The organism is Curvibacter fontanus (genome assembly GCF_054780335.1).
Window position 1 is genome coordinate 1 of record NZ_BAAGWN010000040.1, and the last position, 21,791, is coordinate 21,791.

The following is a 21,791-nucleotide window of genomic DNA, read 5'->3' on the forward strand; positions in this document are numbered from 1 at the left end:
ACCTGACCGTGGAGCTGAACAAGGAAGCCGACTACAAGGAGATCTGCGCCGAGATGAAGGCCCAGAGCCAGGGCGCGCTCAAGGGCGTGCTGGGCTACACCGAGGACAAGGTGGTGGCCACCGACTTTCGCGGCGAAGTCTGCACCTCGGTGTTCGACGCCGAGGCCGGCATCGCCCTGGACAAGACCTTCATCAAGGTCGTGGCCTGGTACGACAACGAGTGGGGCTACTCCAACAAGTGCCTGGAGATGGCGCGCGTGGTGGCCAAGTAAACCGGTTCCGTGTCCGGTACAGCAGCCCGGACCGGCACGGCGCCCCTGCATACCGTGAGGGGTTGACGCCCGGTGTCGGCCATCTATGATCTGCAAATCATAGGTTCGCGCGGGTGGACCGTGCAACTGGAGGGTGACCGATGAGGTTTGTGCAGGTTCTGGCGATGTCGGGTCTGATGCTGGCGGGGCTGGCCGGCAGGGCGGAAACAACAGGGGTCAGCGACAAGGAAATCATGGTTGGGCAGTTCGCCGCCATGAGCGGTCCGGCCGCCCAGCTGGGGCAGCGCCTGAAGGTCGGCATCCAGGCCTATTTCAAGGCGGTGAACGAGCAGGGTGGCGTCAACGGGCGGACCCTGCGCCTGCTCACGCGCGACGATGGCTACGAACCCGACAAGGCCGTGGTGGCAGTCAAGGGCCTCATTGAGCAGGACCAAGTCTTTGCCCTGGTCGGCTCGGTGGGCACACCCACCGGACTGGCGGCGCTGCCGGTTTTCACGGCCGCCAAGGTGCCCATCGTGGGCATGTTCACCGGCGCCCAGGGATTGCGCGAGCCCTTCAACCGTTATGTTTTCCATGTGCGGTCCAGTTATTTTGACGAGACCGAGCGCATCGTGCAGCACCTGACCACGCTGGGCGTGAAGAAGATCGCCGTTTTTTACCAGAACGATGCCTACGGCAAGGCCGGCCTGGAGGGCATGATGCGTGCGCTGAGCAAACGGCAGCTCCAGCCGGCCGCCACGGCCACGGTGGAGCGCAATACGGTGGATGTGGCGGCCGCACTGAACGCCATCCTGCCGGCGCAGCCCGAAGCCGTGGTGCAGATCGGCGCCTACAAGGCGTGCGCTGAGTTCATCAAGCAGGCGCGCACCAGGGGTTACGGCGGCCAGTTCTTCAACGTAAGTTTCGTGGGCTCCAAGGCCCTGGCCGACGATCTCGGGCCGGCTGGCATGGGTGTGGTGATCTCGCAGGTGGTGCCCTTTCCCTACATACCCTCATCCCCCGTGGTGCGCGAGTATCAGCAGCGCATGAAGGAGGCGGGCCAGAACGAGTTCGACTTCTCCAGCATGGAAGGCTTCCTGATCGGCAAGGTTTTTGTGGAAGGTGTGCGCCGGGCCGGCAAGAACCTTACGCGGGAAGCCCTCATCACGGGGCTGGAGTCCATGAAGGATGTCAATCTCGGCGGCTTCGAAATCAATTACTCGCCGCGCGACCACTCGGGCTCGAAGTACACCGACCTGACCATCATCGGGCGGGACGGCCGCTTCGTGCGTTGAATAGACCCCACGGGTAGCTGCGTGACAGATATCGTTCCTGCTCTTGCCCCAAATAAGAACACGCCTTCGGGCGTGTTCTTATTTGGGGCTGGCGAGAAAGGTCGCCGCGGATAAGTTGCAGGTCATGTCGATAGCTCCAGGCAGGGTGTAAAGCCGTGGAGATTCCCGAAATGCGAACAGTCGATAAAGCTGGTACTGCGAGGCGTGACGTTCCGAAGTTGCCTTTTCATTGCGCGTCACGAAGAAAGGTGTGTCCACGCCATATTTCGTCGTCTTCACTTCAATCAAGCGTTCGGCACCCGAAGCTTCGAACGAAAGAATGTCGTAGCCTGCATGGTCACCGCGAACCTTGGCCGTGTGTTCGATCTTTGCGGCCAATGCTTCCCTGCCTGCATGTACCAGGCGGGCGCGTTCAAAGTTCATTGCGAACAGCTCGCCAGCATTGCCCAGAGAGCGGTTCCGGGCTTCGCGTTCGATGTAGTTGGTGGGCAGGCGGATGATCGGTACGGAAGGCTCCGCTACCCTGTGCGCTTCGGTTCGGGATTGCGGGCGCTCAGTCAGTACGGCAAGGATATCCTCGACTTCCGGGACAACGATGGGACGGTCCGCGTCAGCGGCAGCCAGCGTGAACAAGTCGGGTCGTTTGTCTAGCTGTTCAGCCAGAACTTCAACCAGCAGCGATTGGTAGTTGAACCGAGGTTTGTAGCCATTGATAGGGCGAAAGCCCGCGTCCAGGAGTGCGGCACTGATATTGGCGTGTTTGAATTCGATGGACGCATCCGAGCGGTTTTTCAACAAAGACTGGAGTGCCTGCCGATGAGCCGTCTTGTTGTATGGCGTACCGGCAAGCTCTGACGCCAGCATCGAGAGATAGTCATCAACGATGGCCTCAACCTCGATGCGGCTCCAGTCAGCGTTGCTCATGTCGAGAACGTGTGGCGTGTTTTCAGCTCAAGTGCTTGCCGATGAGGCCCGCAATCTCGAACATCGTCACCTTGTCCTTGCCGAAGACCGGCTTGAGCTTGGCGTCTGCCTTGATGCTGCGCTTGTCCTTGGGGTCCTGCAGGCCCTGGGCCTTGATGTAGTCCCACAGCTTCTTGACCACCGCCGTGCGTGCCACCGGTGCGCTGCCGATCACCGCGGCCAGTTCGGCGCTGGGGGTCAGGCCGGCGGCGGTCTTGCGCGGCGCTTTGGCGGCCGTGGTTTTTGCGGCGGCTTTTTTGGCTGGCGCCTTTTTGGCAGTTACTTTCTTGGCCGCCGCCTTCTTGGCGGCCGGGCCTGTCGTCTTGGCCGTTGCGCTGGCGGCGGTCTTGCGCGGCGGGAACTTGGACGGTGCGAACTCGAAGGCGACCTTGTTCTCCTCCGCGCTCCAGGCCAGGAAAGCCTTGAAGGGGCGGCGTGTGCGCATGGAGACGAATTTGTCCAGCAGGTCGGTCTTGCCGGTGCTCAGCAGCTTGACCATCTGCTCGCGTTCGATGGGCTGCTGCAGGATGATCTGGCCGCTCTTGAAGTCGCAGCTCGGCGTGGGTTGGGCGAGCGTGGGCACGGTCTTTTCGCAGACGTAGTTCTTGCCGTGCTCGTAGACGGCGCCGCCGCATTTGGGGCAGGCGCCCAGGGATTCCTTGGCTGAGAAGTCCACCAGCTCGCCGGTTTCCTCGGCGTTGTCATTGCCGAAGTCGAATTCGAGCTTGTAGTTTTTCGTCTCGTCGTCGAACTTGATGACCATCTCGGCTGTGAAAGGCCAGCCGGCCTTGGAGCGGAAGCCATCCAGCGGGCCGATGCGCTTGTCGCGCAGGAAAGCCTCTACTTCCGCCACTTCGAAGGTGCGGCCGGCCGGGGTCTTGCCGAAGGAGAAGCCGCAGCCTTCCGCGGCCCCGCTCTTGCCGACGCAGGCGTAACGCCGGTAGTTTTCCCTGACCACACCACCGCAGTTGGGGCAGGGCGTGGTCAGGGTGGCGTAGTCGCCCGGGATGGTGTCGCGGTCGTATTCCTTGGCCTTCTTGACGATGTGCTCGGTCATGGCCGCGATCTCGCGCATGAACTCGGCGCGTGAGAGCCGGCCATGCTCCATCTCGGAGAGCTTGTATTCCCACTCGCCGGTCAGTTCGGGCTTGGAGAGCTCTTCCACGCCCAGGCCGCGCAGCAGGGTCATGAGCTGGAAGGCCTTGGCCGTGGGAATCAGTTCGCGTCCCTCGCGCAGCATGTATTTTTCGTTCAGCAGGCCTTCGATGATGGCCGCGCGCGTGGCCGGCGTGCCCAGGCCCTTCTCGTGCATGGCCTCGCGCAGCTCGTCGTCCTCGATCAGCTTGCCGGCGCCTTCCATGGCGGACAGCAGCGTGGCTTCCGAATAACGGGCCGGGGGACGCGTCTTCAGCCCTTTGGGGTCGACGGCGTTGGTCTTGACCTTCTCGCCGGCCTGCACCGGCACCAGCACCTTGCTGCTGCCTTCGCCGGGGGCCATTTCGTCCTCGGCCTCCTTGCCGTAGATGGCCAGCCAGCCCGGCTTGACCAGCACCTTGCCTTCGCTCTTGAAGTTGTGGCCGGCGGCGACTGTGATGCGGGTGGTGACCTGGTACTCCGCGCTGGGGAAGAACACCGCCATGAAACGGCGTGCCACCAGGTCGTAGAGCTTCTGCTCGGCCTCGCTCAGGCCACTGGGCGCCTGCAGCGTGGGAATGATGGCAAAGTGGTCGCTGACCTTGGCGTTGTCGAAGATGCGCTTGTTGGGCTTGACGTAGCCCCCCTTGATGGCGGTGGCCGCGTGCGGCGCCAGGTGCTTGAGGCCGGAGTCGGCCAGCATGCCGAAGGTGTCCTTGGCCACGGCCAGGTAGTCCTCGGGCAGGTGGCGGGAATCGGTACGCGGGTAGGTCAATGCCTTGTGGCGTTCGTACAGGCTTTGCGCAATGGACAGGGTGGTCTTGGCCGAGAAGCCGAACTTGCCGTTGGCTTCGCGCTGCAGGCTGGTCAGGTCGAACAGCATGGGCGAGGCCTGGGTGCTGGGCTTGCTCTCTTCCGTGACGGTGGCGGTCTGGCCGCGCACGGCGTCGGCAATGGCGGTGGCCTCCTTCTCGCTCCAGACACGGTCGGCGCGCTTCTCGGCATCGTCCTCGGTCTTTTTCCACTTGGGGTCGAACCACTTGCCGGGGTAGTCACCGGCCTTCGCGCCGAAGCTCGCGTGCACCTCCCAGTAGTTGCGGCTGATGAACTTGCGGATCTGCTCCTCGCGTTCCACCACCACGGCCAGGGTCGGCGTCTGCACGCGGCCCACGGTGGTCAGGAAGAAGCCGCCGTCGCGTGAATTGAAGGCCGTCATGGCACGCGTGCCGTTGATGCCCACCAGCCAGTCGGCCTCGGAGCGGCTGCGCGCGGCATCGGCCAGGGGCAGCATCTGCTTGTCGCTGCGCAGCTTGTCGAAACCATCACGGATGGCCTGGGGCGTCATGCTTTGCAGCCAGAGGCGCGAGACCGGCTTGCCCAAAGGTTTGGCGCCGCCCGCATATTGCTCGATCAGGCGGAAGATCAGCTCGCCCTCGCGGCCCGCGTCGCAGGCGTTGATGAGCTGTCCCACGTCCTTGCGCTTGGCCAGCTTGACCACGGCGTTCAGGCGGGTCTTGGTCTTGTCGACGGGCTTCAGATCGAAGTGCGGCGGAATCACCGGCAGGTGGGCAAAGCTCCACTTGCCGCGCTTCACGTCGTACTGCTCGGGCGCCTGGATCTCGACCAGGTGGCCGACGGCACTCGTGACGACGTAGCCCTCGCTCTCGAAAAATTCGTCGTGTTTCTCGAACTTGCCGGCGGTGGCCGTGAGCGCCCGCACGATGTCCTGGGCGACCGAGGGCTTTTCGGCAATGACCAGGGTTTTACCGGTAACTGCGTTTTTGGCGAAAGCTGTGCTTTTGGTCAAAACTACGTTTTTCATCTGACTACAATCCAGTTTCTCGCGTGCGCGTACGCGCACGCATACACGGGCGCGCCCGCGCGCGCCCATACGAGTTCACCTTACCAAATTTTTCAGCAGTGTCCAAGAATTCCGTTTCCGAGTCCGGTCGCCGTATCCAAACCCGACGCTCCGGCGTACATGGCAAGGGGGTGTTTGCAGTCCAGGACATTCCCAAGGGCGAAATCATCATCGAGTACGTGGGCGAGATCATCAATTGGAAAGAGGCGCTGCGCCGCCATCCCCACGACCCCAAGGATCCCAACCACACCTTCTATTTCCACGTCGACGAAGACCACGTCATCGACGCCAAGGTCGGTGGCAACTCCTCGCGCTGGATCAACCACGCCTGCGCCCCGAACTGCGAGGCTGACGAGGAAGAGGGTCGCGTCTTCATCAAGTCCCTGCGCAAGATCAAGGCCGGCGAGGAGCTCAACTACGACTACGGCCTGATCATCGACGAGCCCTATACCCCCAAGCTCAAGGCCGAGTACCCCTGCTGGTGCGGCAGCAAGAACTGCCGCGGCACCCTGCTGGCTCCGAAACGCGGCAAGCGCTGAGCCATGCTGCGGTGGCCCGCGGAAGCGATCTGGGAGGCGGTGGCGCCGGCCCTGCCCGGCTTCACGGTCGAGGTGCTGCCGCAGGTCGATTCGACCAACACCGAGCTGATGCGCCGCGCGCGTGCCGGCCGGCTGGAGCCGGTGCTGCTGGTGACCGAGGAACAGACCGCGGGTCGCGGTCGCCTGGGGCGGCAGTGGAACAGCGGTGCGTTGCCCGGGGAGGTGCTGATGTTCTCGCTGGGCCTGCCCCTGAAGATGGCCGACTGGTCGGGCCTGTCGCTCGCCGTGGGCCTGAGCGTGGTGCAGAGTCTGCACCCGGAGCTGCAACTCAAGTGGCCCAATGACGTCTGGCTGGCCGATCGCAAGCTGGCCGGCATCCTGATCGAGACCACGCAGATCAACGATACGCGCTACGCGGTGATCGGTGTGGGCATCAACATCACGCCACGCGATGGCGCCGGCCTGGCCACGCCGCCGGCCTGGCTGCAGGAGCTTGAGCCGGGCATCACCGCTCCGCTGGCGTTGGAGCGCGTCGCCGCACCCTTGGCCAGGGATGTGCGGCGCTTCGAGGCCCAGGGCTGGGCGCCTTTCCTGTCCGCCTATGCTGCGCGCGATGCCCTGGCCGGGCGCGAGGTGGACCTGAGCGATGGCACGACGGGCCAGGCCCGGGGCGTGGACGGCAGCGGTGCTCTGCTGATGCATACTTCCGGCGGGCTGAAGAAAATCTCCAGCGCCGAAGTCAGCGTCCGCCCCTCGAAGTGAAGACCGTTCCATGCTGCGCCTCCTCGTTCTGCTGCTGGTCCTGCTCAATGCTGGCTATTTCGCCTGGTCGCAGGGCATGTTGCGCGCCTACGGCTGGGCGCCGGCCGACCAGAGCGAACCGCAGCGCCTGACACAACAGATCCGCCCCGAGGCTATCCGCATCCTGCCGGCCGATGAGGGACGCCGGGCCGAGCAGGTCGCGCTGACGCCCCCCAGGCCGCCTGAATGTCTGCAGGCCGGCCTGTTCGACGAGATCCAGACCGAGACTGTGCGCAAGGCGCTGGAAGCCACCTTGCCAGCCAGCGCCTGGTCGCTTGAGCTGCTGATCGAGCCGGCGCGCTGGATCGTGTACATGGGCAAGTTCCCCAACGTCGCCGCGCAGAATAAAAAGCGCGCGGAGCTGGAGAAGATGAAGCTCAAGCTGCAGTCCCTGGACAACGCGGAATTGCAGCTGGGCCTCTCGCTGGGCCGTTTCGAGACCCAGGCCCAGGCGCAAGCCGAGCTGGCGGCCTTGCAAAAGCGGGGCGTGCGCACCGCTCGCGTGGTGCAGGAGCGGCTTGAAACCCGGCAGAGTCAGCTGCGCATTCCGACCGTCGACGAAGCTTTGCGCCCCAGGCTGGAAGAGCTCAGGTCCGCGCTGGGCGACAAGACGCTGCGCAGCTGCAAATAAGGGCGCCGGGCCCGCTCACTCCGAGGTCAGATCGAAGCGCACCGTGAAAAGCGCGCCCGGCGGTGTCTGGCCGGGTCGTGTGTCCTCCACGCCGATGCGGGCGTGATGCTGTTGTGCAATCTCCTGTGCGATCGGCAGGCCCAGGCCCGAGCCATCTACATCATTGCCCAGGGCCCGGTAGAAGGGCTGGAAGACCAGTTCGCGCTCGGCCAGCGCGATGCCCGGCCCCGAATCTTCCACCTGCAGCACCACGATCTTGCCAAAAGGGTCGGCCAGCACGCGCGCCGTGATGACACCGGGTCTGTCGATGCTGGACGGCGTGTAGCTGATGGCGTTGTCCAGCAGGTTGCGCACCAGTTCCTTGAGCAGGGTGGGGTTGCCCTCGAGCATGACGCCGGGCATGCCCGGCTGGGCGCCTTCGTAGCCCAGGTCAATGTGCTTGTCCATGGCGCGCGGCACGCTGTCCTGCACGACTTCCATGGTGAGCCGGGCCAGGTCGCAGGGCTGGCGGCTCATGGCCGTGGTGCCGGCTTCGGCGCGTGCCAGCGCCAGCAACTGGTTGACGGTATGGGTGGCGCGGATGCTGGCGCGACCGATCTGCCGCAGCGAGAGCTTGAGCTCTTCGGTGCTGGTGCCTTCGCGCTGGGCCAGGTCGGCCTGCATGCGCAGGCCGGCCAGCGGGGTCTTGAGCTGGTGCGCGGCGTCGGCCAGAAAGCGTTTTTGCGCGCCGATCGAATCCTTCAGCCGCAGCAGCAGATCGTTGACCGAGGACACCAGAGGCGCCACTTCCAGTGGCACCGCCTGTGCATCCAGGGGGCTGAGGTCGTCGGGGCGGCGGGCCCGTATGCGTTCTTCCAGGCGGTTGAGCGGCTTGATGGCCTGCACCAGGGCCAGCCAGACCAGCAGCACGGCCAGCGGCAGGGTCACGAACTGCGGCAGCATCACGCCCTTGATGATCTCGGCCGCCAGCACCGAGCGCTTGTCCAGGGTTTCAGCGACCTGGACCAGCACGGTTTTCGTGGCCAAAGCATCCAGCGGAACCCACATGTAAGCGACCCGGATGTCCTGGCCGTGAAAGGTGTCGTCCCTCAGGCGCACCTCGCCGCCGGACACCGGCACATCCTCGGGCGGCAGAGGGAAGTCGCGCTCGCCGCCAAGGTACTCGCCGCGCACGCCCAGGACCTGGTAGTAGACCGTGTCGATGTCATCGGCACGCAGCAGGTCGCGTGCGGGCAGGGGCAGGTTGAATTGCACGTGCTGCTGGTTGACTGAGACCAGCTGGGCCAGGGCGTTGACGTTGTATTCGAGCGTGCGGTCGAAAGGTTTGCCGGCGATGCCCTGAGCCACCAACCAGGTCAGCACCAGGCTGATCGGCCACAGCAGCAGCAGCGGCGTGAGCATCCAGTCGAGGATCTCGCCAAAAAGGGAGCGTTGCTCGCGCTGGAAGAGTTTCATGAAAGAGGCTCAGCGTCGGGCGTTGTGCGTTGAGCGCGGTGCATGGCGTGGATGGGGCTTCCGCTCAACGCACAGCGCAGTACGCTCAACCGGGGATTTTTTCCAGACAGTAGCCCAGGCCGCGCACGGTGGCGATGCGGATCGGACCCTTCTCGATCTTCTTGCGCAGGCGGTGGATGTAGACCTCGATGGCGTTGTTGCTCACCTCCTCGCCCCATTCGCACAGGCGTTCGACCAGTTGGTCCTTGCTGACCAGGCGACCGCTGCGCTGCAGGAGCACCTCCAGCAGGCCGAGTTCGCGCGCCGAGAGTTCGACCATCTTGCCGTCGATGGTGGCCACGCGGCCGGCCTGGTCGTAGACCAGCGGGCCGTGCTTGATGTGGCTGCTGGCGCCGCCCATGCCGCGGCGCACCAGGGCGCGCACACGGGCTTCGAGCTCCTGCAGTGAGAAGGGCTTGGCCATGTAGTCGTCGGCGCCGTAGTCCAGGCCCTTGACGCGCTCGTCCACGCTGTCGGCGGCCGTGAGGATGAGCACCGGCAGGCTGGAGCCGCGCGCGCGCAGCTTCTTGAGCACCTCCAGACCGTGCATCTTGGGCAGACCCAGGTCCAGGATCAGCAGATCGAACTCGCTGTTGGTCATGAGGGCTGCATCGGCCTCGGTGCCGCTGGCCACGTGGTTCACGGCTGCGCCGGAACTGCGCAGGGTGCGCAGCAGGCCGTCGGCCAGCACCTGGTCATCCTCGGCGATCAGTATCCGCATGCATGTCTCCTGGAGCTTGCCGGCTGTGGGCGCCGGCTCGGCGTGGTGTGTCAGGGCAATTCTAGGCGCTGGCGTAGGCCTCCAGGCCCAGCGCGATGACAGCCGCCACCTCGGGGCTGACGGCCTGTTTCAGTTCCGCTTCCGCTTGCATGACGGCGCGCTGGAAGGCATGCAGCCAGGCCAGACCGGCCGGCGTGAAGCACACCCGTTTGGCCCGGCCATCGCGGGCATCGGCCTCGCGCCTGACCAGGCCCCAGGCTTCGCACTGGTCGACCAGTTTGCCCATGGCCTGTTTGCTCATGCCGGCCTGCTCGGCCAGTTCATTCAGGCGCGCACCTTCCAGCGCCAGGTGGCGTGTGATGTGGATGTGGGCCGCGCTGATCTTTCCGCGCGCGGCCAGATTGGACAGGGCCAGGGGGACCTCGGCATCGTGTGCCATCAGATGCAGCACGCGCTCGTCAAAACGGCGCATGGCATGGCCCAGCAGCCGTCCCAGATGGGTCTGGCGCCAGCCGTCCTCGATCGGTGCGGAAAGCGTCATGGCTGTCATTCTGAAATAGTAAACCAAAATGACTAATTAAAGGCTTTACTTGAAACTACAAGGCAGATAAATTACTGATCAAGCATCCAGCCTGTAATTAAAAACACTGGATAAGGAATCAACCCCCATCAAGGAGCAGTCATGGACGTATCCGGCAAATCCATCAGCGTCGCCAACAGTGAAAAAGCCAAGGCCCTGCAGGCCGCACTGGCCCAGATCGAGAAGCAGTTCGGCAAGGGCACCATCATGCGTCTGGGCGAGGGCGAGGCCATCGAGGATATCCAGGTCGTCTCCACGGGCTCGCTGGGCCTGGACATCGCCCTGGGCGTGGGCGGTCTGCCGCGTGGCCGGGTGGTCGAGATCTATGGCCCTGAGTCGTCCGGCAAGACCACGCTGACGCTGCAGGTCATCGCCGAGATGCAGAAGATCGGCGGCACCTGCGCCTTCGTGGACGCCGAGCATGCGCTGGACGTGCAGTACGCGCAGAAGCTGGGCGTGAACCTGCCCGATCTGCTGATCTCCCAGCCTGATACCGGCGAGCAGGCGCTTGAGATCGTCGACAGCCTGGTGCGCTCCGGCGCCGTGGACCTGATCGTGATCGACTCGGTGGCCGCGCTCACGCCCAAGGCCGAAATCGAGGGCGAGATGGGTGACAGTCTGCCTGGTCTGCAGGCCCGCCTAATGAGCCAGGCCCTGCGCAAGCTGACCGCCACCATCAAGAAGACCAACTGCATGGTGATCTTCATCAACCAGATCCGCATGAAGATCGGCGTGATGTTCGGCAGCCCCGAGACCACCACGGGTGGCAACGCGCTCAAGTTCTACGCCTCGGTGCGCATCGACATCCGCCGCACCGGCACCATCAAGAAGGGTGAGGAGGCCATCGGCAATGAAACCAAGGTCAAGATCGTCAAGAACAAGGTGGCGCCGCCCTTCAAGACGGCCGAGTTCGACATCCTCTTCGGCGAGGGCATCAGCCGCGAGGGCGAGATCATCGACATGGGCGTGAACGCCAAGATTATCGAGAAATCCGGCGCCTGGTACGCCTACAACGGCGAGAAGATCGGTCAGGGCCGCGACAACGCCCGCGAGTTCCTGCGCGAGAACGTCGAGCTGGCGCAGGAGATCGAAAACAAGGTGCGTGAGTCCCTGGGCATTCCGCTGCTCAACGCGGCTGCGGAAGCCACCGCCGAATAAGGCCGTTAAGGGGGAGCGGGCCATGGCCGCGGCACGGTTGTCGTTCCAGCCCACGCTCAAGGGGCGGGCGCTGCGCCTGCTGAGCCAACGCGAGCACTCGCGGCGTGAGCTCGAGCGCAAGCTCCAGCCTCACGAGGAGGAGCCCGGCGCCCTGGCGCAGGCGCTCGACGAACTGCAGGCCCGGGGCTTTATCAGTGAGGAGCGGGTGGCCGAGTCGGTGCTGAACCGGCGCGCGAGCCGCCTCGGGGCGACTCGCATACGCCAGGAATTGCAGGACAAGGGGCTGGACGGCGAATTGATAGCGCTGGCCCTGTCCGGCCTCAAGGACAGCGAGTTGGCACGTGCGCGCGAAGTCTGGCAAAGAAAATTCGATGCCCTGCCGCAGACGCCCCAGGAGCGGGCGCGGCAGACGCGGTTTCTGCTGGCACGCGGCTTTGCTGGGGAGGTGGTGCGCCGTGTGCTGGGCGGCGATCCGGCCGACGAAGAAGCCTGATTACAAGCCCAGCATCAGCTTGAGGTTCTGTACCGCGGCGCCGCTGGCACCCTTGCCCAGATTGTCCAGCCGCGCGACCAGCACGGCCTGGCCCAGCGCATCGTTGCCATAGACGCTGAGTTCCATCTGGTTCGTGCCATTGAGCGCGGTCGGCTCCAGCCGGCCGCCGGCCGCCGGCGGCACCACGCTGACCCATTCGCTGCCGGCGTAGTGCGAGCGCAGCGCATCGTCCAGCTGCTGGGCGTGGCCGACCCCTTTCATCAGGTCGAACTGCAGGCCGATCTGGTCGATCATGCCGGCGTAGAAATTGCCTACGGCTGGTACGAAGATAGGGCGGCGTTCGAGGCCGCTGTAACGCTGCAGCTCAGGCACGTGCTTGTGCGTCAGGCTCAGACCATAAACTTCCAGCGGCGGTGCGGTTTTTGTGACCTCATAGGCCTCGATCATCTGGCGGCCCCCACCGGAGTAGCCGGAATAACCCGACATCACCACCGGGTAGTCGGGCGGCAGCAGGCCGGCATCGACCAGGGGCCGCAGCAGGGCGATGCCGCCTGTGGGGTAGCAACCGGGGTTGGCCACACGGCGCGCCTGGGCCACGGCCTGTGCCTGGCTGCGCGTGAGCTCAGGGAAACCATAGACCCAGCCCGGGGCAACCCGGTGGGCGGTCGAGGCATCGATAATCTTGGGGCCGGGCTGGCCGGAGCTCTTTTCCAGCGCATCGACCAGGGCCACGGTTTCGACCGCTGCTTCATCATGCAGGCAGAGGATGACCAGGTCGGCGCCGGCCAGCAGTTCGCGCTTGGCGGCCGGGTCCTTGCGGCGTTCGGGTGCGATGCTCAGCAGTTCGATCTGCGGCATGGTCTGCAGCCGCTCGCGGATCTGCAGGCCGGTGGTGCCGGCTTCGCCATCAATGAAGACTTTGTGTCGGGTCATGGTGAAGGCGGGACTGATTGATCGGCCCGATCAATATGATGGTTGTCCCGCAAGTTTTGGTGCATAGCAACATGATACATTCCAAGGCTGTGCTGAATCCAGCATCGGCCAAGGGACATGCCGGTTCCATGGCAGGACAAAAATTCATTTCCTGAGAGAGCCCTCATGAAGATCCACGAGTACCAAGGCAAGGAAATCTTGCGTCAGTTTGGTGTGCCTGTGCCCCGCGGCATTCCGGCCTTCACAGTCCAGGAGGCGGTCGAGGCCGCCCAGAAGCTTGGCGGCCCCGTCTGGGTCGTCAAGGCGCAGATCCATGCCGGGGGCCGTGGCAAGGGCGGCGGGGTCAAGGTGGCCAAGTCCATCGACGACGTCAAGCGCCTGGCCGGTGAGATTCTGGGCATGCAGCTCAAGACCCACCAGACCGGCCCCGAGGGCCAGAAGGTGCGCCGTCTCTACATCGAAGACGGCGCCGACATCCAGAAGGAATACTACCTGTCCGTGGTGACCGACCGGGGCACCCAGAAGGTGGCCTTCATCGCCTCCAGCGAAGGCGGTATGGACATCGAAGAGGTGGCGCATTCCACGCCCGAGAAGATCATCACGCTGTTCGTGGATCCGGCCACCGGCCTGACCCAGGCGCAAGGCCAGGAGCTGGCCAAGGGCGTGGGCCTGCCCGCCGACTCGCAAGCCCAGTTCATCGATATCTGCCAGAAGCTCTACAAGTGCTACATGGAGACCGATGCCTCGCTGGTCGAGATCAACCCCCTGAACCGCGACGGCAAGGGCAAGGTTATTGCCCTGGACGCCAAGTTCAACTTCGATTCCAACGCCCTGTTCCGTCACCCCGAGATCGTGGCTTTCCGTGACCTCGACGAAGAAGATCCGGCCGAGATCGAGGCCTCCAAGTTCGACCTGGCCTATATCTCCTTGGACGGCAACATCGGCTGTCTGGTGAACGGCGCCGGTCTGGCCATGGCCACCATGGACACCATCAAGCTGTTCGGCGCCGAGCCGGCCAACTTTCTGGACGTGGGCGGCGGCGCCACCCCCGAGAAGGTCACGGAAGCCTTCAAGATCATGCTCAAGAACGACAAGGTCAAGGCCATCCTGGTCAACATCTTCGGCGGCATCATGAAGTGCGACACCATCGCCACCGGTGTGATCACGGCCTGTCGTGCCGTGAACCTGAGCGTGCCGCTGGTAGTGCGCATGAAGGGCACCAACGAAGAGCTGGGCAAGAAGATGCTGGCCGAGTCCGGTCTGCCCATCATCAGTGCCGACACCATGGCCGAAGCCGCCCAGAAGGTGGTCGCAGCCGTCAAGGCGGCCAAGTAAAGCTACCCAAGGAAACGTCATGTCGATCTACATCAACAAAGACACCAAAGTCATCACCCAGGGCATCACCGGCAAGACCGGCCAGTTCCATACGGAAAAATGCCAGGAATACGCCAACGGCAAGAACTGCTTCGTGGCCGGCGTCAACCCCAAGAAGGCCGGCGAGGCCATCTTCAACATCCCGATCTACGCCTCCGTCAAGGAAGCGGCCAAGCAGACCGGCGCCACGGTTTCCGTGATCTATGTGCCGCCGGCGGGTGCCGCCGATGCGATCTGGGAGGCTGTGGAAGCCGATCTGGACCTGGCCATCTGCATCACCGAAGGCATCCCGGTGCGTGACATGCTCATGGTGCGCAACAAGATGAAAGCCAAGGAAGCCGCCGGCGGCAAGAAGACCCTGCTGCTGGGCCCCAACTGTCCTGGCCTGATCACGCCGGATGAAATCAAGATCGGCATCATGCCTGGTCACATCCACCGCAAGGGTCGCATCGGCGTGGTCTCGCGTTCCGGCACGCTGACCTATGAAGCCGTGGCACAGCTCACCGAGATCGGCCTGGGTCAGTCCAGCGCCGTGGGTATCGGCGGCGACCCGATCAACGGCCTCAAGCACATCGACGTCATGAAGGCCTTCAACGACGATCCGGATACGGATGCCGTCATCATGATCGGCGAGATCGGAGGTCCGGACGAGGCCGAAGCCGCCCGCTGGTGCAAGGCCAACATGAAAAAACCCGTGGTCGGCTTCATCGCCGGCGTCACGGCGCCCCCCGGCAAGCGCATGGGCCACGCCGGTGCGCTGATTTCCGGTGGCGCCGACACGGCTGATGCCAAGCTGGCGGTCATGGAAGAGTGTGGTTTCAAGATCACGCGCAACCCGTCCGAGATGGGCAAGCTGCTGAAGGCGCTGCTGTAAGCAAAACTACGAATCGGTGAATACCGGCGCCTGCCGGTAAACTTGCCATGAGAAGCTAGGAGGCGCCCCAGACCTGTCGTCTGGGGCGTTTCTTGTTTAACGATAAGCAGATAACAGATAACAGGAGAACTTGGATGGAAATGCTTCAGGATGTCAATTTCTGGATCGGTCTGATGAAGATCATCTGGATCAACATCATTCTCTCGGGCGATAACGCCGTGGTGATTGCCTTGGCGGCCCGCTCGCTGCCGCCGCATCAGCAGAAGAAGGCCATCCTGTTTGGCTCCGCCGCTGCGGTGGTGCTGCGGATCGCCCTGACCGTGGTGGCGGCGCATCTGCTGCAGCTGTCTTTCCTGCAGGTCGTAGGTGGCGTCCTGCTGCTCTACATCGGCGTGCAGCTGCTCAGCGAAGACGACGATGAAGAGGCGGGTCATGGCAAGGAGGGCGGCGGCCTGATGGCTGCGGTGCGCACCATCCTGATTGCGGATCTGGTGATGAGCCTGGACAACGTGATCGCCGTCGCTGCAGCGGCCAAGGGCAACGACGTCTTGCTGCTGCTCGGTCTGGCCATCAGCATTCCCCTGGTGATTTTCGGCAGCACCTTGATGATCAAGCTCATGGAGCGTTTCCCCATCATCGTGACGCTGGGGGCGGCCTTGATCGGTTGGGTGGGTGGTGAAACCATCGTCAGCGACGTGGCGCTCAAGGACGTGGCTGCGGGGAACCCCTGGCTGCACTATGCGGCGGCGGCGGCCGGCGCGGTCTTCGTTGTCTTGCTGGGGCGTGCGCTGCAAAAACGGCACAAACCCGCAACGAGCTGATTCCTGCCCCGCTGCCCCCGGTGCTTGTGGCCGGGCGCGGGTTTTTCTCGTGCCTGGGTTCCGGGCCGGCCCCACCCTGCTTCAGGGTCGGGCCGGGGTTTTGCGAAAAAACGACAAAACCCGGCCCACTACGATCTTGCCGGCAGGGAATTGCTCTGCTAAGGTCAGAGGCTTGTATGGCGTACGCTCGGTACGCTGGTTTCATGGTGGGCTCCCGATCCTCAACAGCGTGAGCCCCGCGGATCTGAACAGGCACGAATTGGCAACTTCATTTTCCAGCAGATGGCCTCAACCGGAATCGAGGCCGGCCTTTGTCGTGCCCTGGTCGGCTGTCCCTCTTCGTACGGCAAGGCTGCTCGACATGGCCTTTATTCCAGGTAAATCATTGAGCCATGACGACTGAAGCGATGATTTACAGGTTTTATGCCCAGACCGACCCCGGGCTGACACGACAAAACAACGAAGATGCCGTAAGTTTTGACGAGGCCACCGGGGTGGCCGTCCTGGCAGACGGCATGGGGGGCTATAACGCGGGCGAGGTGGCCAGCAGCATGGCTACTTCGATCATCAACACCGAAATGAACCGCTGGCTGGCCGAGACGGGGGCAGCGGCGACGGTGCAGGACATCCGGCGAGCGCTCGAAATCTGCGTGAGCACCGCCAATGCGGCGGTCTACCAGGCCGCACGCGCCAATGCGCACTACTCCGGCATGGGGACCACGCTGGTGACCGGCGTGTTCCGGGGCGCTGATCTGGTGATCGGGCATATCGGCGATTCGCGTTGCTATCGGCTGAGACAGGGTGAACTGGTGCAGATCACCCGGGACCACTCCCTGCTGCAGGAGCAGATCGATGCGGGCCTGCTGACGCCCGAGCAGGCGGCCTTGTCCATGAACAAGAACCTGGTCACGCGCGCCCTGGGCGTGGACGATGCTGTGCTGCTGGAGGTGCACGAGCACAGCGTCGAACCAGGAGACGTCTACCTGATGTGCTCGGATGGCCTGTCCGACATGGTCCGGGACCAGGAAATTGCGAAAATACTTCAACAGCCTCTGCCCCCTGAGCAGCGGGCCAATGCCCTGGTCGACACGGCCAATGCGCATGGGGGCCGGGACAATATCACAGTCCTGTTGGTTCAGGTCGAGGTCGGGGCAGAAAAGCGCGGTCTAATGGCGCGTTTGCTGGGAAAATAACAAAGGTATATTTATAACGAGCAACAGGAATAGGAGTCGGCATGCCGAAAATGATCGTATCGATCGACGGTGTTGTCATCAAGGAAGTGCAGTTGACCAAGGAGCGCACGACCCTCGGGAGGCGACCATACAACGATGTGGTGATCGACAATCTGGCGGTCAGTGGCGAGCATGCGGCCCTTCAGATGTCGGGCAACGAGGTCATGCTGGAAGATCTCAACAGCACCAATGGTACGTATGTCAATGGCAAGGCCGTGAAGAAGCAGGCCCTGCAAAATGGCGACACCATCGAGGTCGGCAAGTACAAGATCAAGTTTGTCAACGAGGTCGAGGCGCCTGGTTTCGACAAGACCATGCTGTTCAAGCCGGGTGAAACACCGGCGGCGCTGGCCGAAGGCGCAGGACTCAGCGGAGCTTTGCGTGTGCTTTCGGGCACGGCTTCGGGCCGTGAGGTGCCTCTGACGAAGGCCGTGACGACCGTTGGCAAGCCGGGTGTGGCGGTGGCCTCCATCTCGCGTCGGGCGCATGGCTATGTCGTGGCGCATGTCGAAGGCTCGGGCATCCCCATGCTCAATGGCGCGCCGATAGGCAGCGAACCCGTGGCGCTCAAAAGCGGTGACATGATCGAGCTGGCGGGTACAAAGATGCAATTTATCCAGAGTTGAGTCTGTCGCGGGCCTGCTGAACCCGGCAGGCCTGCGCCTGTCGCAGGCAGACAAAGGAGGGGTCATGAAGGTGCGTGTGTTGGGCTGCTCAGGCGCTATTGCCAGGGAATGCCGCACCACGTCCTTTGTAGTCGATGGCGATGTTCTGGTCGATGCCGGAACCGGTGTCGGCGATCTGACCCTGGACGAGATGCTGGGCATCGACCATGTGCTGCTGACGCATGCGCACCTGGACCACGTCGCCGCTTTGCCGCTGATGCTGGACGCGATCGCGGCGCGGCGCAGCAGCCCGGTGCAGGTCTATGCCCTTGCGGGCACCATCGCGGCCCTCAAGGCACACATCTTCAATGACGTGATCTGGCCGGATTTCACGCGCCTGCCAACAGTCGAGGCGCCCTTCATCAGATTCCAGGAAATCCGGGTTGGGCAGGAACTGCACATCGGCGGCAAACGGATCGAGGTGCTGCCGGCCGTGCACACGGTGCCGGCTGTAGGCTACGCCGTGATGGTGCAGCAGGCTTGCTGGGTTTTTTCCGGGGATACGGAGCGTAATCCTGCCTTCTGGCGCCGGATCAACCAGCTCGACGTCAGCATGCTGGTGATCGAAACCGCCTTCAGCAGCCGTGAGAGCCAGCTGGCAGAAACAAGCCGGCATCTGTCTCCGGCCGTGCTGGCTGAAGAGCTGGATTGCATCTCTGCCGGCAGGAGCTATCCGATCTATATCACGCATACCAAACCTGCCGAAACCGAGCTGATCATGTCTGAAATTCGCAAGCTGGAAAGTGCTCGTCCCAGCGCCAGGAAGCTGGCGCATGACATACGCTGGTTGCAGGCCGGGCAGGAGTTTGATCTATGAGTGCCGTCATGAAACCACCGGGCGCAGGCACGCCGGCGGAGCAGGCTTTCCGCGATTCTCAGCAGCCGGCATCGGACAAGCAGGACAAGTCTTTTGAAGCGCTGTTTGTGCGCCAGCTCAAGCAGGTGGTCTTGCGCATTCATGAGACCGAAAACGTCGAACAGATCATGCTCGAGGTCAGCCCCGAGATCTGCAAGCTGTTCAACGCCGACCGGCTGACCCTGTATGCGATCAGCGATGACGAAACCTCCATCGTCTCCAAGATCAAGACCGGCCTGACCAGCAGCCGAGAACTCAAGCTGCCGATCAGCCCCCAGAGTATTGCTGGCTATGTGGCCTTCAGCCGCAAGCTGCTGAATCTGGCGGATGTCTATGACGAGGACACCCTCAAGCAGATTCATCCCTCGCTGGCCTTTCTCAAGGAAGTCGACAAGCGCTCCGGCTACCGGACCAAGCAGATGCTGGTGTCCCCCATCATCGAGGGGGGCAATCTGTATGGTGTGTTGCAGGTCATCAATAACAAGAGCGACCAGTCGTTCAGCGAGCTGGACGTCAAGGGTGTCATACAGCTGTGCAAGACGCTGGCCACAGCCATCCGTCAGCGCCTGCAGAAGGTGGATGAGCCGCAGCGCATCCGGGCCACCAAGTATGACGGCTTGGTCGCCGATGGCCTGTTGAGTGGCGTTCAGTTGCAGGACTGTGTGCAGGAAGCGCGCAACGAGGGCCAGCCGGTTGAGTATTTGCTGCTGAGCAAACACCAGATCACGCCGGCCCAGATCGGCCCCTCGCTGGCCAAGTTTTTCGGCGTGCCTTACGAGCCGTTTAACGCCGGGCGTATCCGTTCTGAAATGCTGCACGGCTCGCTCAAGCGCGAGTTCGCCGAAGGCCAGGGCTGGATCCCCCTGGAAGAATCGCCTGAGGGCCTGGTCATCATCTGCCTGGACCCCGAGGCCACCCGCGGTGCGCGTGTGGTGCCGCAGGTGTTCTCGCGCATCAACAAGTTTTCCTACCGCGTCACGACACAGACCGAGTTCGAGCAGACACTGGAGCAACTCTTCGGCGCGACGGCCGATGGCACTTCGATCGACCAGTTGCTGGCCGACATGGGCGGCCCGCTCGACGACGAGGGCAATAACGACGATTCGCTGGAGTCGGCCGCAGCTGACAACGAGCTGGTCAAGTTCGTCAACAAGGTCATCATCGAGGCTTATCAGCAAAAGGCCTCCGATATCCACATCGAGCCCATGCCGGGCAAGCTCAAGACCGGCATCCGTTTCCGTATCGACGGCACGCTGATGCCTTACATCGAGGTGCCGGCCCACTTCCGCCAGGCCATGGTCACGCGTCTGAAGATCATGTGCGACCTCGATATCTCCGAGCGCCGCAAGCCCCAGGACGGCAAGATCAAGTTCAAGAAGTACGGCCCGCTGGACATCGAGTTGCGGGTGGCGACCATCCCCTCTGCCGGTGGTGTGGAAGACGTGGTCATGCGTATTCTGGCCGCCGGCGAGCCGATACCGTTGGAGAAGCTGGGCTTGACGCCGCACAACCGCGAGCGGCTGGAGTCCACGGTCAGCAAGCCTTACGGGCTGTTCTACGTCTGTGGCCCGACGGGTTCCGGCAAGACCACCACGCTGCACTCCATCCTGAAATTCCTCAACACGCCGGACACCAAGATCTGGACGGCCGAGGACCCGGTGGAAATCACGCAAAAGGGTCTGCGCCAGGTGCAGATCAACAAGAAAGCCGGTATCGACTTCGCGCTGATCATGCGCGCCTTCCTGCGCGCCGACCCGGACATCATCATGGTGGGCGAGTCGCGCGACAAGGAGACCGTGTCCATGGGCGTGGAGGCTTCGCTCACAGGTCACCTGGTGTTCTCGACCCTGCACACCAACTCCGCGCCGGAGTCCATCACACGTCTGCTGGACATGGGCATGGACCCGTTCAATTTTGCCGACGCCCTGCTGGGCATCCTGGCCCAGCGTCTGGCCAAGAAGCTGTGCGACTGCAAGGAGCCCTACAACCCGAGCACATCAGAGGTCAACAGCTTCATCTCCGAATACGCCCAGGAGCTGCGCAACACCAAGGCCTGGAAGGCCGACTTCAGCGGAGAAGCCCAGAAACTCTACGAAGAGTGGGTGGTCAACTACGGCGAGGACGGCAAACTGCGCTTCTATAAGCCGGTGGGTTGCGACAAATGCAACAAGACCGGCTACAAAGGCCGGCTGGGCTTGCACGAACTGCTGATTGCCGACGACAACATCAAAAAGCTGGTGCAGGAGCGCGCCCGGGTGGCAGAGATCTTCGCCGCCGCGGTGGAAAGCGGCATGCGGACCCTGAAAATGGATGGCATGGAAAAGATCATGCTGGGCGTGACGGACCTGAAGCAGGTGCGGCAGGTTTGCATCAAATGACAAGCCTGGTCGAACAAAAATGTCAGCCCCAAGGGCTGGTGAGACAGAAATGAAGCTGAAATCTGCCGCATTTCCTGGATTTCACCGCAAAACAACAACATAATTCACGGTTCCGGCTTGGCACGGAAACTGCTGATCCAAGACATACAGCCCCGCTGTATCCATTTCTTTAACCAAGGAGCTTTACATGAAGCGTTCACTGCAAAAGGGTTTCACCCTGATCGAACTGATGATCGTGGTTGCGATCATCGGCATTCTGGCCGCCGTCGCCCTGCCGGCTTACCAGGACTACACAGTCCGTGCCAAGATGTCTGAAGCCATTTTGGCTGCTTCGGGCTGCCGCACCTCCATCACCGAAACCGTCCAGTCGGCTTCCAGCCAGTTGCCGGCTGCCGGCGCCTGGGGCTGTGAGTCGTCCACTCCCACGTCGCAGTACGTTGCTAGCGTGGCTACCGACAACACCGGCAAGGTTACTGTCACGACGCAAGGCGTGAAGAACACCAGCAATGGCACGACCGCCGGTGGTGTCGTGACGTTGCGTCCCCTGAAAGCTGCCAACACGCCTTTGACCAATGCCGACTTCGGTGTCAGTATTTATGCTTGGCGTTGTGGTCTCCCGGGCGACGGCACCACGGTCGATGCGAAGTTCCTGCCGGGTTCCTGCCGCGGTAACTGATTCAGATCAGATCTGAGTTCTGAAACGCCCCCCTTGGGGGCGTTTTGCTTTCTGGCGGGAT

20 protein-coding genes and 1 pseudogene are annotated in these 21,791 nt (G+C 62.9%); 15 read left to right on the forward strand and 6 right to left on the reverse strand.

Translation table 11 applies throughout. The annotated features are described in order from the left end of the window. Positions 1 to 272: pseudogene (locus ACYVH8_RS13910) on the forward strand (type I glyceraldehyde-3-phosphate dehydrogenase); the annotation flags it as partial. Between the two features lie 140 nt (positions 273 to 412). Further along, entirely contained in the window at positions 413 to 1,546 is a 1,134-nt protein-coding gene (locus ACYVH8_RS13915; RefSeq protein WP_460489408.1) for an ABC transporter substrate-binding protein, read from the forward strand. Positions 1,547 to 1,624: 78 nt separating this feature from the next. Here ACYVH8_RS13915 and ACYVH8_RS13920 read toward each other — a convergent pair whose 3' ends face one another. Continuing rightward, positions 1,625 to 2,470, reverse strand: a complete 846-nt coding sequence (locus ACYVH8_RS13920; protein ID WP_460489409.1) for a protein NO VEIN domain-containing protein — start codon at positions 2,468 to 2,470, stop codon at positions 1,625 to 1,627. Positions 2,471 to 2,492: 22 nt separating this feature from the next. Then, on the reverse strand, positions 2,493 to 5,465 hold the full coding sequence (locus ACYVH8_RS13925) for a DNA topoisomerase III (protein ID WP_460489410.1): 2,973 nt from the start codon (positions 5,463 to 5,465) through the stop codon (positions 2,493 to 2,495). Positions 5,466 to 5,635: 170 nt separating this feature from the next. Here ACYVH8_RS13925 and ACYVH8_RS13930 point away from each other — a divergent pair, with 170 nt between their 5' ends. From ACYVH8_RS13930 to ACYVH8_RS13940, 3 genes are read left to right on the forward strand one after another with little or no spacing between them, the layout of a single operon-like run. Next, a complete protein-coding gene (locus ACYVH8_RS13930; protein WP_460489411.1) occupies positions 5,636 to 6,043 on the forward strand; it encodes an SET domain-containing protein in 408 nt (135 codons plus the stop codon). Between the two features lie 3 nt (positions 6,044 to 6,046). Then, entirely contained in the window at positions 6,047 to 6,805 is a 759-nt protein-coding gene (locus ACYVH8_RS13935) for a biotin--[acetyl-CoA-carboxylase] ligase (RefSeq protein ID WP_460489412.1), read from the forward strand. 10 nt (positions 6,806 to 6,815) lie between these two features. Beyond that, on the forward strand, positions 6,816 to 7,475 hold the full coding sequence (locus ACYVH8_RS13940) for an SPOR domain-containing protein (RefSeq protein ID WP_460489413.1): 660 nt from the start codon (positions 6,816 to 6,818) through the stop codon (positions 7,473 to 7,475). Between the two features lie 15 nt (positions 7,476 to 7,490). Here ACYVH8_RS13940 and ACYVH8_RS13945 read toward each other — a convergent pair whose 3' ends face one another. From ACYVH8_RS13945 to ACYVH8_RS13955, 3 genes are all read right to left on the reverse strand, one after another. Further along, on the reverse strand, positions 7,491 to 8,930 hold the full coding sequence (locus ACYVH8_RS13945; protein WP_460489414.1) for a sensor histidine kinase: 1,440 nt from the start codon (positions 8,928 to 8,930) through the stop codon (positions 7,491 to 7,493). 85 nt (positions 8,931 to 9,015) lie between these two features. Further along, entirely contained in the window at positions 9,016 to 9,690 is a 675-nt protein-coding gene (locus ACYVH8_RS13950) for a response regulator (protein WP_460489415.1), read from the reverse strand. A 61-nt stretch (positions 9,691 to 9,751) separates the two neighbouring features. Further along, positions 9,752 to 10,231, reverse strand: coding sequence for a MarR family winged helix-turn-helix transcriptional regulator (locus ACYVH8_RS13955; protein ID WP_460489416.1), 480 nt, complete (start codon positions 10,229 to 10,231; stop codon positions 9,752 to 9,754). Between the two features lie 141 nt (positions 10,232 to 10,372). On the opposite strand from ACYVH8_RS13955, the gene recA reads away from it, so the two are divergent. After that, positions 10,373 to 11,428 (forward strand): recombinase RecA, encoded by a 1,056-nt coding sequence (gene recA / locus ACYVH8_RS13960; protein WP_460489417.1) that lies wholly within the window; start codon positions 10,373 to 10,375, stop codon positions 11,426 to 11,428. Between the two features lie 22 nt (positions 11,429 to 11,450). Continuing rightward, positions 11,451 to 11,921 (forward strand): recombination regulator RecX, encoded by a 471-nt coding sequence (gene recX / locus ACYVH8_RS13965; RefSeq protein WP_460489418.1) that lies wholly within the window; start codon positions 11,451 to 11,453, stop codon positions 11,919 to 11,921. Here recX and argC read toward each other — a convergent pair whose 3' ends face one another. Next, positions 11,922 to 12,854, reverse strand: a complete 933-nt coding sequence (gene argC, locus ACYVH8_RS13970; protein WP_460489419.1) for an N-acetyl-gamma-glutamyl-phosphate reductase — start codon at positions 12,852 to 12,854, stop codon at positions 11,922 to 11,924. A 165-nt stretch (positions 12,855 to 13,019) separates the two neighbouring features. On the opposite strand from argC, the gene sucC reads away from it, so the two are divergent. The 8 genes from sucC (at position 13,020) to ACYVH8_RS14010 (ending at position 21,730) form a co-directional block, all read left to right on the forward strand. Further along, complete coding sequence (sucC, locus tag ACYVH8_RS13975; RefSeq protein WP_460489420.1) at positions 13,020 to 14,189, forward strand: ADP-forming succinate--CoA ligase subunit beta; 1,170 nt, start codon at positions 13,020 to 13,022, stop codon at positions 14,187 to 14,189. Between the two features lie 19 nt (positions 14,190 to 14,208). Further along, positions 14,209 to 15,102: a succinate--CoA ligase subunit alpha gene (sucD, locus tag ACYVH8_RS13980; RefSeq protein WP_460489421.1), complete on the forward strand. Its 894-nt coding sequence runs from the start codon at positions 14,209 to 14,211 to the stop codon at positions 15,100 to 15,102. Between the two features lie 134 nt (positions 15,103 to 15,236). Beyond that, the gene (locus tag ACYVH8_RS13985) at positions 15,237 to 15,923 is read left to right on the forward strand and encodes a TerC family protein (RefSeq protein ID WP_460489422.1); all 687 of its coding nucleotides are present in this window, start codon (positions 15,237 to 15,239) and stop codon (positions 15,921 to 15,923) included. Positions 15,924 to 16,330: 407 nt separating this feature from the next. Further along, a complete protein-coding gene (locus tag ACYVH8_RS13990; protein WP_460489423.1) occupies positions 16,331 to 17,116 on the forward strand; it encodes a Stp1/IreP family PP2C-type Ser/Thr phosphatase in 786 nt (261 codons plus the stop codon). 41 nt (positions 17,117 to 17,157) lie between these two features. Next, positions 17,158 to 17,781, forward strand: a complete 624-nt coding sequence (locus ACYVH8_RS13995) for an FHA domain-containing protein (protein WP_460489424.1) — start codon at positions 17,158 to 17,160, stop codon at positions 17,779 to 17,781. 64 nt (positions 17,782 to 17,845) lie between these two features. Further along, entirely contained in the window at positions 17,846 to 18,637 is a 792-nt protein-coding gene (locus ACYVH8_RS14000) for an MBL fold metallo-hydrolase (protein ID WP_460489425.1), read from the forward strand. Further along, positions 18,634 to 21,054 (forward strand): GspE/PulE family protein, encoded by a 2,421-nt coding sequence (locus ACYVH8_RS14005; protein WP_460489426.1) that lies wholly within the window; start codon positions 18,634 to 18,636, stop codon positions 21,052 to 21,054. Before ACYVH8_RS14000 ends, ACYVH8_RS14005 begins: the two co-directional genes overlap by 4 nt. 187 nt (positions 21,055 to 21,241) lie before the next feature. Beyond that, the gene (locus ACYVH8_RS14010; RefSeq protein ID WP_460489427.1) at positions 21,242 to 21,730 is read left to right on the forward strand and encodes a pilin; all 489 of its coding nucleotides are present in this window, start codon (positions 21,242 to 21,244) and stop codon (positions 21,728 to 21,730) included. Positions 21,731 to 21,791 lie beyond the last annotated feature (61 nt).